At 52.2% G+C, this 10,152-nt stretch carries 19 protein-coding genes and 2 pseudogenes; 20 read left to right on the top strand and 1 reads right to left on the bottom strand.

All coding sequences use genetic code 11. The features are described from left to right. The 12 genes and pseudogenes from BBW68_RS20040 to BBW68_RS14900 all read left to right on the top strand — a co-directional run. Positions 1-969, top strand: a pseudogene (locus BBW68_RS20040) (Mu transposase C-terminal domain-containing protein); the annotation flags it as partial. Between the two features lie 28 nt (positions 970-997). Further along, entirely contained in the window at positions 998-1,633 is a 636-nt protein-coding gene (locus BBW68_RS20045; protein WP_245675291.1) for a Mu transposase C-terminal domain-containing protein, read from the top strand. 10 nt (positions 1,634-1,643) lie between these two features. Next, complete coding sequence (locus BBW68_RS14855; protein ID WP_070135938.1) at positions 1,644-2,561, top strand: AAA family ATPase; 918 nt, start codon at positions 1,644-1,646, stop codon at positions 2,559-2,561. A gap of 15 nt (positions 2,562-2,576) precedes the next feature. Continuing rightward, positions 2,577-2,972 (top strand): hypothetical protein, encoded by a 396-nt coding sequence (locus BBW68_RS14860; protein WP_070135939.1) that lies wholly within the window; start codon positions 2,577-2,579, stop codon positions 2,970-2,972. A 229-nt stretch (positions 2,973-3,201) separates the two neighbouring features. After that, a complete protein-coding gene (locus BBW68_RS14865) occupies positions 3,202-3,432 on the top strand; it encodes a hypothetical protein (protein ID WP_070135940.1) in 231 nt (76 codons plus the stop codon). Then, positions 3,422-4,084: a DUF3164 family protein gene (locus BBW68_RS14870; protein ID WP_070135941.1), complete on the top strand. Its 663-nt coding sequence runs from the start codon at positions 3,422-3,424 to the stop codon at positions 4,082-4,084. The genes BBW68_RS14865 and BBW68_RS14870 overlap by 11 nt, the downstream gene beginning before the upstream one ends. Before the next feature lie 3 nt (positions 4,085-4,087). Then, the gene (locus tag BBW68_RS14875) at positions 4,088-4,309 is read left to right on the top strand and encodes an ANR family transcriptional regulator (protein ID WP_070135942.1); all 222 of its coding nucleotides are present in this window, start codon (positions 4,088-4,090) and stop codon (positions 4,307-4,309) included. A 261-nt stretch (positions 4,310-4,570) separates the two neighbouring features. Further along, entirely contained in the window at positions 4,571-4,822 is a 252-nt protein-coding gene (locus BBW68_RS14880; RefSeq protein WP_070135943.1) for a hypothetical protein, read from the top strand. Next, positions 4,809-5,267 carry a hypothetical protein gene (locus tag BBW68_RS14885; RefSeq protein ID WP_070135944.1) on the top strand — a complete coding sequence of 153 codons (459 nt, stop codon included), beginning with the start codon at positions 4,809-4,811 and terminating at the stop codon, positions 5,265-5,267. The genes BBW68_RS14880 and BBW68_RS14885 overlap by 14 nt, the downstream gene beginning before the upstream one ends. Positions 5,268-5,471: 204 nt before the next feature. After that, a complete protein-coding gene (locus BBW68_RS14895; protein WP_070135946.1) occupies positions 5,472-5,774 on the top strand; it encodes a DUF4406 domain-containing protein in 303 nt (100 codons plus the stop codon). Continuing rightward, complete coding sequence (locus tag BBW68_RS17315; RefSeq protein ID WP_083264942.1) at positions 5,767-6,069, top strand: hypothetical protein; 303 nt, start codon at positions 5,767-5,769, stop codon at positions 6,067-6,069. The genes BBW68_RS14895 and BBW68_RS17315 overlap by 8 nt, the downstream gene beginning before the upstream one ends. Continuing rightward, on the top strand, positions 6,062-6,400 hold the full coding sequence (locus BBW68_RS14900) for a hypothetical protein (RefSeq protein WP_070135947.1): 339 nt from the start codon (positions 6,062-6,064) through the stop codon (positions 6,398-6,400). Before BBW68_RS17315 ends, BBW68_RS14900 begins: the two co-directional genes overlap by 8 nt. A gap of 57 nt (positions 6,401-6,457) precedes the next feature. Here the strand turns inward: BBW68_RS14900 and BBW68_RS14905 are convergent, their stop codons facing one another. Then, positions 6,458-6,937, bottom strand: coding sequence for a hypothetical protein (locus BBW68_RS14905; protein WP_070135948.1), 480 nt, complete (start codon positions 6,935-6,937; stop codon positions 6,458-6,460). Between the two features lie 210 nt (positions 6,938-7,147). Between BBW68_RS14905 and BBW68_RS14910 the strand changes: the two genes are divergently transcribed. From BBW68_RS14910 to BBW68_RS17320, 8 genes and pseudogenes are all read left to right on the top strand, one after another. After that, positions 7,148-7,426 carry a hypothetical protein gene (locus BBW68_RS14910; RefSeq protein ID WP_070135949.1) on the top strand — a complete coding sequence of 93 codons (279 nt, stop codon included), beginning with the start codon at positions 7,148-7,150 and terminating at the stop codon, positions 7,424-7,426. A 16-nt stretch (positions 7,427-7,442) separates the two neighbouring features. Further along, on the top strand, positions 7,443-7,838 hold the full coding sequence (locus BBW68_RS14915; protein ID WP_070135950.1) for a gp16 family protein: 396 nt from the start codon (positions 7,443-7,445) through the stop codon (positions 7,836-7,838). Position 7,839: 1 nt separating this feature from the next. Beyond that, entirely contained in the window at positions 7,840-8,289 is a 450-nt protein-coding gene (locus BBW68_RS14920) for a hypothetical protein (protein ID WP_070135951.1), read from the top strand. Positions 8,290-8,373: 84 nt separating this feature from the next. Then, a pseudogene (locus BBW68_RS18160) lies at positions 8,374-8,772 on the top strand (M15 family metallopeptidase). A 20-nt stretch (positions 8,773-8,792) separates the two neighbouring features. Next, positions 8,793-9,050, top strand: a complete 258-nt coding sequence (locus BBW68_RS14930) for a DUF2644 domain-containing protein (protein ID WP_245675292.1) — start codon at positions 8,793-8,795, stop codon at positions 9,048-9,050. Beyond that, complete coding sequence (locus tag BBW68_RS14935; protein ID WP_070135954.1) at positions 9,034-9,513, top strand: hypothetical protein; 480 nt, start codon at positions 9,034-9,036, stop codon at positions 9,511-9,513. Before BBW68_RS14930 ends, BBW68_RS14935 begins: the two co-directional genes overlap by 17 nt. Positions 9,514-9,757: 244 nt before the next feature. After that, the gene (locus tag BBW68_RS14945; protein WP_245675293.1) at positions 9,758-9,976 is read left to right on the top strand and encodes a hypothetical protein; all 219 of its coding nucleotides are present in this window, start codon (positions 9,758-9,760) and stop codon (positions 9,974-9,976) included. Next, a partial coding sequence (locus tag BBW68_RS17320; protein WP_148127717.1) for a DUF1804 family protein occupies positions 9,976-10,152 on the top strand: 177 nt, incomplete at its 3' end. The genes BBW68_RS14945 and BBW68_RS17320, both read left to right, overlap by 1 nt.

Genomic DNA, 10,152 nt, shown 5'->3' on the forward strand with positions numbered 1-10,152 from the left:
TTATCTAGGACAGCCCCCGAGTTTATTGCCGACGCTTCCGTCGCCGGGACGCTGCCGGATTATGTGCAACGGGCCGCCGATATCGCCAACGCCCGCAAGGGTGCCACCCGCACCGGGGTCAGCGTGCCAACGCTTCAGCGCTGGCTGTCAGCCTGGATGGCGGCAGATACGGTTGGTGAACGTATGGCGTTGCTGGCACCGGGTAAGGTCAGCAAAAAAGAGGTGTTCCAGTATTCATGGATGCCGGATTTTATGCGCTTCTGGCGCGATACCAACAAACCCACCGTCATGATGGCATACGAGAAGTTTGCGAAGTGGTGGGTTGAACAGTACGGAGACAACGAGATCATGTTATCCATGCTACCGAAGGTAGATACAGTGCGCTATGCACTGGACAAGCTGCCCGTTGCCAAGCGCGAGCGCGGACGTGCAACCGGCACCGACTACAAGAAACATCTGCCGTTCGTGCGCCGCGACTGGTCTGTTATTCCGGTTAACGGCGTGTGGGTCGGTGATGGCCACGGCATGAAGATGGAAGTGATTAACCCCGAAACGGGCAAGCCGTTCCGGCCTGAGATTACGCTGGTGATTGACGCTCGTACCCGCGTGGTGGTGGGCTGGAGTCTGGCCATGTCCGAAAGTCGGGTTGCCGTAGGCGACGCCATCCGTAACGCAGTATCACGTTATGGCGTACCGCTGATGTATTACTCCGATAACGGTGGCGGTGAGAAAAACGCCGTATTTGATGCCGATATTACCGGTATTTTCTCCCGCCTCGGTATTGAGCACCCCACCGGTATTCCCGGTAATCCACAGGGGCGCGGTATTATCGAACGTCTTAACCAGGAAATACCGAAGCGTGCCGCGATGGCCTTTGGCTCCTGGGTGGGTAAATCTGGTGACCGGGAAGCGCAACGTAAGTACCGCAAGGCGGTGGATTCAGCGGTCATATGCGCTGGAAAAAGGTAAGCCCCTGAATGAAGTACAGGCCTCTGCCATGCGCAAGGTGCCGACGATGGAGCAGCTGGTTGCAGAGATTGAGCGGCAGATAGAGCGGCATAATAATCGCCCCCACAGCAGCCTGCCGGAGCGTAACAACGGGCAGCACTGCTCTCCGCTGGCCTACCGTAATCACGTTATTAAGCAGGAAAATGAAGAAATTCAGTTTCTGACCAATTCTGAACTGCATGAAATGTTCAGATCTGAGCAGATTTGTATAGCGCGACGCGGCGAAATTAAGCTGTTTAAAAATATCTATTTCAGCACCGAACTGGCCAGTGTCGAAGGCGAAGAGGTACGTGTCTGTTTTGATATTCATGACCCCCACAGCGTTATCGTGCGGCGTATGGACGGCACCTGGATATGTGACGCCATCTGGAACGGCAACAAAGTCGATGCCTTCCCGAAAGCCCGTATCGAGCAGCTTAAAGAGAAGCGCGTCAAACGTAGCGTAAGGAACCTGGAAGACAAGGTGCGTCGCAAGCAGGAAGAGCTGCGGCCAGCGCTGGAACAGCGGCCTGAGATTGACGTTACGATGTTTGCTCCGCAACGGAATAACAGCGAGCCTGAAAAGGTTTATTTATTTGAATCGGAATTTGAAAGCGATTTAAAGAAAGCCAGTAATCATCAATAAGGTTATTTAAATGAACATTAAAGATAAATTAATCCACTTACTGGAGGGGACTGGCTACACCCAAAAAAAGGTGGCCACTAAAACGGGTCTGAGTACAGCGGTTATTTCTCAGTATCTGAAAGGTGTCTATAACGGCAATATCAGTAATGTCGAGTCGGCTATCGCTGACTTTATCAGCCGCGAGGAAGAACGCGCCCGCCGCCGTGAAGTTAAAGAGTCCTTTGTTCAGACTCAACTGGCCGGACTGGCGCTGGGCTTAATCAGTAATACCCATATGGACAGCGATATCGGTGTTATTTATGGCCCGGCAGGCATGGGAAAAACTATGGCACTGAAGTGCTATGTGGAGATGAATAAGGGCGCGATCCTGATTGAGGCTAACCCTGGCTATACCGCGAAAGTTCTGTTGCAGGAGCTGTGCGCCCGCCTCGGCGTGAAGAAGACCGGCAATATCCATGAGTTAAGCGAGGAGTGCATACAGGCGCTGACGGGCACCGGCTGGGTTGTCCTGGTGGATGAAGCCGAGCTGCTGCCCTACCGGGCGCTGGAAGTCCTGCGCCGCATCCACGACCGTTCTGGCGTCGCCATCGTGCTGGCGGGCATGCCACGTCTGCTGATTAACCTCAAAGGCTCTCGCGGTGAGTTTGCGCAGCTCTACAGCCGCGTAGGCATGGCGTTAGACCTTGAGGCCCACAAGGGCAAGTCCGAGGTCGAAGACTTCAATACCATCCTCGCCAGTCTGCTGCCGGATGATGGTGAGAATGTTGTTGCCGCTCCGGGTGTTGCCGAAGCGTTTCTCAAATATTCAACGGGTAATTACCGTCGCATGTTCAAGCTGGCGCGGGGTGTGGTTCGTGCCAGCGCTATCGGTAATCAGGGTATCAGCGTCAAGTTAATTGAAACTTACGCGCAGCTGTTAATTCATTAATTTAGGAGAAATAAAATGGAAAAGCATTTAGTACATCGTGGTCGCGTAAATTTTGAGGGTAATGAATATTACGCCATTTTATTAAACGGTATTGAAGGTAGGCATGTTGAAGTCATTCAAGACGAGAAGCCCGGCGAGTTGCTTTATGTTTTCCTTAACGGATGCCTGTTCTGCGTAGCTGTTCGTGTGCAAAGACCAAAAGATCTTCCTTCAAGGCCGATGGTCAAGGGGCGACTGGAGCGAGAAATTCACCAGACAATACGCAGTATTGACCGGTTGCGAGTTGCTACAGCTGGGTTAGGTGGCTACAAAACACGCGAGGAGGTTGTTTCTGTCATTCGACGACTTAAACGTGACCTGGGTAAGCTGGCTAATGTTCTGGATGATAAATCTCAGAGTGGAGGCCATTAATTATGCAAAAACAGACTGTTAACTGCCTTCACTCACGCGCCAGAGCTGAAATATATACTCATGGTGGTCGCGTCTGTGGCTGGCACCGCAGGTTACCTGTTGTTTATGCCGTACCTCCACTGAGTGGCCCGGTATGGCCTGTTGTCAAAATGGTTGAAGTGATCCGTGGGGTGCGCAAAGTCACCCGTACATCAAATATCGACGGTTGTACCGTTATCTGGAGGTAGTAATGGCAATTACGATGCAAATAATTATTGAGCAGGATGAAAAAGGCGTAGGTACTCGTATTGAGGCCAGCGGCCCCTGTACCGAGCTTGAGGCCGCACTGGCCGCTTTTATCCACCAGTCGATTATAGCGGCGCTGGAAACGAAAGAAGGTTTTAAACATTTAAAAACCACAGTTTGTGAAACAAAAGAAATAACACAATCAATTAACGGAGAAAATAAAAATGTCCACTAATACCGCGAATAAAGATGCTGATATTAAAGTACCAGATGGTTTCTGGATGGATGCACGCGGTGCGCTTATTCCTGAGTCTGTAATTAAACCCGTCGATAAAGAACGCGATGCGCTGGTTAAAGCGCTTGTTGAACGAGCAAAGCCGCTACAGGAAGCTCTGCGCAAGTTTAAAGAAGATGCATTTGCCGATATTCAGGCGCTATTTGCCGATATTCAGGCGCTGATTGACCTTTCCGCAGAGCAGTACGGCGCTAAAGTTGGCGGCAGAAAAGGTAATGTCACAATGTACACCTTCGACGGGCGCTTCAAGGTACAACGTGCCATGCAGGAGCATATCGCTTTTGATGAGCGTATTCAGGCGGCTAAAGCGCTTATTGATGCCTGCGTGGCCGAGTGGACGCAGGATGCGCGACCAGAGCTGCTGGCCATCATTGATCGCGCCTTTTCCACCGATAAAGAGGGGGAAATTAACCCCGGACGTGTTCTGCAACTGCGCCGTCATGAAATCACCGACCCGCGCTGGCTGGAGGCCATGAATGCGCTCTCTGAGGCGGTTCAGGTGGTGGGCAGCAAGAGTTATATTCGACTTTATGAACATATCGGCGACACAGACCAGTACCGCCCAATCTCACTGGACGTGGCGGGAGTCTGATACATGAATATGAAAACTGAGAACGCAGCACGTAATAACTATGGGCTGTACGCTGTGGGCGCTGGCCGCGCAGAGCGTAACGGAGAATGGGGTAAGGCTGCTGAACTGTGGCAGTTTGCCCTGAGCCATGCCCGCACCAGCCATTGTCGCCAGTGGGCTGAGGCTCGTATCGCTTATTGTTCAAATGCTGCTGCACGTGGCTGGGGCGGGGTAAATGAAAGCTAAGGCTTTTAATCAGGCGCATGCGGTAGGAAGTCATTTTATATACCAGCCATGCAGAGTGCTCAGGGGCGGTTATCCGGTCAGAACCAGAGATAAAGCGCGGGATTTTAAATGTGGCTGTATTGTTGAAATAGACCGCGCGCCTTATTTTGTTAAAACAGAAACATTGACGCCTGCGAGCTGAGTTTAAACCGAAATTAATCATCGTTTAATTATGGCGTAAACCGTCAGGTGACCACTTACGCCTGAAACAGGGTAATTCATATGAAGATAGTTAATTACGAGTTCGCCGAATTTATTCAGGATTTAACGTCCTGGCACGAGCAAAAAGTCGCCGACCTGCAGCTCGTCCTGGCTAAATCTGATGCATCCATATCTTTAGGTAACGGGCTACCAGATATTGAGGCCGGTAGCGAAAAAGCAAAGGGTGTGCGTATTGGTATTATTTTGGCATTGAGTGTATTGGGTGAGTTGCCATTTTCATTTGATGAGGATGATGACGATGGCGATAACTAAACCGCAATGGGCTGGTATCGAAAATACGCTTAAATCCGGTACCCCTGTGCGCTTCCTGTATGAGGGGCATGAAATTGACGTAATGAAAATTCGCACCAGCGAAACAAAAATGGCCTACATCGTCGCTGAGGGTGGCCATGCACTGGTGGGTTTTCTGAAAAAGGATGATAAAGCTTACAACCCGCTTTCTGAGGTATTTCTTCGTAAGAAGCTGGTTAACCCCCATGCGCGACTGGCTCGCTCTATTGCTAAAGAGCGTGGTGGTAAAACTTATCTGAAGCGTAAAGAAAACCGGTATATGACCGAAAAGACACTGGAGGTCACAGAGACGCTCTTCTCGACCGCTCGGACTGTTGTGACGCATTTTCGCAAAATTAAGGGGCTGGAACTTTCTGCTGATTCATTTTCAACCCTGTATCCTGTCGCGGGAGGTGATAATGCTTAATGTTACCGGTGCGCTGTACCAGCAGCCTGGAAAGCGCCACGAATACCACCTTAGCGACGGTAGCTCCGTCGTTGAGTGCCCGCCTCTACCAGTATCTTCACGCTGGCAGTTCTGGGACAACATGAATCACCGGATATACAAAAAAGGCCTCCAGTCAGAAATGAAAGCAGCTGTTGATTACCATAAGAAAAAATGGGGGTGTAAGTGAAGGTCTATATAGCTGGCCCTATGAGCGGTTATGACCAGTTCAACCGTCCGGCCTTCCATGCAGCAGAGCGTAATCTTATTCAGAAGACATTTATCGTGCTTAACCCGGCGATGTTGCCTGACGGGCTATCTCAGGCTCAGTACATGGACATTTGCCTTGCCATGCTGCGATGTGCTGACGCGGTGTATATGTTGGCAGGCTGGGAAGAATCAGCCGGAGCGAGGGCTGAGTATGCACTGGCTCAGAAATTGGCACTGAAGGTATTTTTCCAGGATGAGAAGGACGTAAATAATGGCTAAAGTGACATATCTTGAGGAGTTGAATAAAGCCTGGCGTAGCGAATACAGTGTTCGTCGTGACCGTTGTCATTCCACGTATAAAAATAGCGATAAAAACCGCTGGATTGAGGTCTGTAATGCGCATAATCGCCGTGTTATGCGTAAAGCTCGCCGTTCGGTTGATAAGTCCAATAAGCTTGGTTGCCGGAGAACGGTGCGAGGTATGTGCGCGTTTCTCAATGAGATCCAGATGTGGTCGACAATATGCCGCCATAACCGCAAGGTGACATCCGTACAGGAGAAAAGTCATGAGTAAGATGACGTTTGTGGTCGATTTTCCTGATGGTCAGGAGCCTACTGTCAGCGCGGCTACCGATATATTGGGCGGGAAACTGGTATCAGCAGCGTTCGCTGACATAGCTGAGCGCTATGACCTAACCATGGCTGCTCGTCTCGCACTTCAGTGCGGTATCCGCTGGGATCGTGTTCTGCACAACTTGGTATGTGATAATGATTGGGACTATCTGGACACCCGACCAAATGCAGGTGCGATCATCGTACCTTCCGATCGGGTCGAAGAGGTGCGGGAGCTGGTGAAAGAATTGGTGCCTGTATGGTTTAGTATCGACGTTCGGGCCACAAAGTAAGTCCATTATCTCCGTCCATAAAAGCCCCGGCAGCATTGCTGCGGGGCTTCTTACTTTTTATTTATCGGTTTTTTCCAGTTCATCCCAAGAGCTAATCAGGGGGCTATTCTCCTGAGTCTGTGATTTTTCTTTTATTTTTGATTTTAAGATGTCTTTTTCGATATATGGCACAACAAGATTACATTCATCAATCGACATGAATGGGTCTTTACCCATGAGCAACCTGATACTGTTTCGGCCTTCCTCATATCTGGCGCTCAAAAAAAGATATGTTTCAATATTTTCCTTAACAAATTGCGGCTTAGATTTCAATATCCCTTCCACAGCATCGCTATTGAAACGATCTCTTGAGGTAATATCAAGGAGCCTACTCTTGATTTTTTCATCATCAATAGCTAGACCGTTATCAACAATGCATTGATAAACCTTTCCTTTTTTATAATATATATTTGAAGTTGTTGGATCTTTTGACGCAGCGAATGCTGTGGCAGCAACCAGCAGAGCAAGGCAGGCTAGCGAGAAATTCTTTACGTTCACGTTACATCTCCATTCATGTGTAAAATTCTAACAACACCTATCATGATATAGTTTTTTTACCTACCATAGACCATATTGTAGGTATCTTCGTTGACTTTTTTATGTTGTCGTGATCCAATTAATCCGTTAAAACTGTTCGCCACAATTTGAAACTGGCTCAAGCCCCGCCCTGTGCGGGGCTTTTTCGTTTAAATTCCCGGAGATTTTCCCATGACCAACTATGCCAAACTCGGCGAGTACACCGCCTATAAAAAACAGGCGCAGGACGCGGCAGATCGTCGTCGCCTCAGTCTTGCCATGCTGGAACGTAAAGCCGGTGATCTGAAAAATTTGTGCGCCGTCTCTATTGATGTGCAGGAATTGACTACTCTCCAGCAGGATGCTGTCAGGGCTGAAGAGGAGATGCGAGCCGCAGTCGAAGCAGCTAATCAGGCCGCACCACTGTGCGGTGAGCAGAAGATTGATCTCAAGCTCCTTATGGACATCTGACGATCACGGGATACCCATGAAAGCAAATCTGATCCGCATTATCCACACTGGCAAATCATCCCTCGGCTGGGATGATGACACCTATCGCGATGTGCTGGCCCGCCAGACTGGCAAGCGTTCCGCGAGCGACTGTTCCCTCTCCGAGCTGGAAAAAGTAGTGCTGTATATGCGCACTCAGGGCTTTGCGCCGTCTTCCCGTGGTCGCCGTCCCCGTGTTGCAACGGGCCGTAAAGCCATGCTAGGCAAGATTGAGGCCATGCTGGCGGAGGCGAGTCGCCCGTGGAGTTATCTGGATGGTATCGTGGAGCGCATGCTGGGCGAGGCTAAGCCGGTAGAGTGGCTGAATGACGATCAGGTGCGTAAGCTGATGCAAATGCTGATTGTTGACGCGAAGCGTCACGGGAGGCTGTAGTATGCGCGAGTTTGACCTTAAATCCCTCGAAGAACTGCTGCCGGATACCGCCCGCCAGATAGCCGATGTGATTGGCTTTCCTGCCACACAGCGTCTGATTGAGCGCTTTGGCGGTGCCTGTTTCCCGGTCGGTCGTGGTCTGCGCGACACTGGTGAGCGCCGTCTGGCCATGTTGCGTGACGTTATCGGCGACGAGAATACCCGCCAGCTGGTTAAGCGTTTCGGCGGTGACAGTTCGCTGGTGATCCCCCGCTGCGCCGACGCGCTGCGCGAGTGGCGCAACCGCTGTTTTCTCGCCGAGGTTGACAGCATGCTGGCCGATGGCGAATCATTGCGCATGGCGCTCACGGTACTCGGCCCTAAATTCGGCATCGGTAATACCCGTGCCTGGGCCATTGTGGCAAGCCGCCGTCAGGCAACCTCTCCCCCGGCACAGGGGGCACTGTTCTGATGGCATACCGCTTCACCCCCGTATCATGCCCTGAGTTACGCCTCCCATCACAATAACCCTCACAAACTTTGTGAGGGTTTTTTTATGTCTTCTTTCCGCTTCAGTCAGCGCAGCGAGTCCCGCCTGCAGGGTGTTCACCCTGACCTGGTGAAAGTGACCCGCCGTGCGCTGGAACTGTCTCCCGTTGATTTTGGTATTACCGAAGGCCTCCGCTCTCAGGAACGCCAGAAACAGATGGTCGCTTAGGGCAGCAGCCAGACCATGAACAGCCGCCACCTTACGGGTCATGCGGTGGACGTGGTGGCGTATGTCGGTAGTGATATTTCGTGGAACATGCCGCTCTATCAGCAGATTGCGCAGGCGTTTAAACAGGCTTCAGCAGAGCTGTCCATCCCCGTTGAGTGGGGTGGCGACTGGAAAACGCTGAAGGATGGTCCGCACTTCCAGCTTCCCTTTGCGCAATATCCGGCAACAGCCGCGTGATGTTCCGGGGGATCGTACTGATGGCACTCCTTAACCGCCTGGGCGAACTTGTCACCAACCCGCAGGGACGCTTGTCCACTACCGATGCCGCCACGATGGTAGCGCTGGTTGTCAGCTCGCTGGCTCTGCTCATCTGTGTCGTGATGGACAGGCAACCCGATGCCGCGCTGGGCCTATATCTCGGTGCCTGGGTAACGCATGCAGGCGTGCAGGTTCACCAGAAGCTGAAGGTGCCTGTTGCTCAGCCAGCGGGAGGCAAGGATGAACAGCGTAGTTAAATGGCTTTTAACCCGTCTTTTACCCGGCGTCGTGCTTTGCGCGGCGCTGGCCGGAGCGGGATGGTGGCTGCATAGCACCGGCTATGACTCCGGCCACAAGGATGCGAAAGCAGACGGCGATATGGCGCTGGCCAATAAGAAAAAAGCCCGTGCGGATGAACGCCAGCAACTGGCAGAGGCCGGGCAGCAAGCCCTACTGCAGGCAAGGGATGGCGAGCGCCAGCAGCGTGAACGGGCTGACCGGCTCGCCCTGCAGCTGGCTGATAAAGAATTTGAGCTGAAGCAGACCAGCAGTCTGCTGCAGCTGAATATCAGTAAGGTGGTCAGCGATGACAATCAGGACAAGCAGACTTCTGGCTGTGGTTATAACGGGATTGGGCCTCACAGCCTGCAGCTCTACACCAAAGCCCTCGGATACGCCGGTGGTGGTCACGCCCGCGCCGGTGATAGTTCAGGACAGTAAATCCCCACGCGCGATGGTCACGGTGGCCCCGATGCCACCCGCGCCCGGCGCGTATGCCGGTGGCTCACAGGGGCTACCCCCGGATGCACTGTTGCGACATGCCACCGACTACGGCGCCTGGTGTCAGACGAACGCCGCGAAACTTCACGCCCTTGAGGCATTTTTCTGGCCCGTGCCGGATAAGGACAAATAGAAATGGACGCAAACCCTCTCGCTGATTTCTGGCAAACCAGCTTTGCTGGGGGTGTTTTCATTCGGTTTTACCTTCTGGATCAAAACCCTCCACTCAACGATTAACCGGTTGTGGGAAGAGAATCGCCAGATGTACACGGTGTTTCAGCTCAAATCCGATGCCCTGCGCGATCAGGAGCAGATTATGGCCATGCTCTCGGAAATTAAGCAGTCGATTGAGCGTATGAATGACCGTATAGACCGCCGAACTGATGCCACGGGGGGCCGCTGATGGCGCACCCGAAAGCGGTCAGGGATGCCGTCAGGCGCGATTACATCGCCCAGGGGATCGCCCCCGAAGTGCTGGGGCCGATGCACGGGGTCAGTGTGGCGTCAGTTATCCGCTGGCGTCGTGAGTCGCGGGAGAACGGCGACGACTGGGACAAGCCTGGCGTGCCGGAGGATATC

The sequence above is a fragment of the Candidatus Erwinia dacicola genome (assembly GCF_001756855.1).
Classification (GTDB): domain Bacteria; phylum Pseudomonadota; class Gammaproteobacteria; order Enterobacterales; family Enterobacteriaceae; genus Erwinia; species Erwinia dacicola.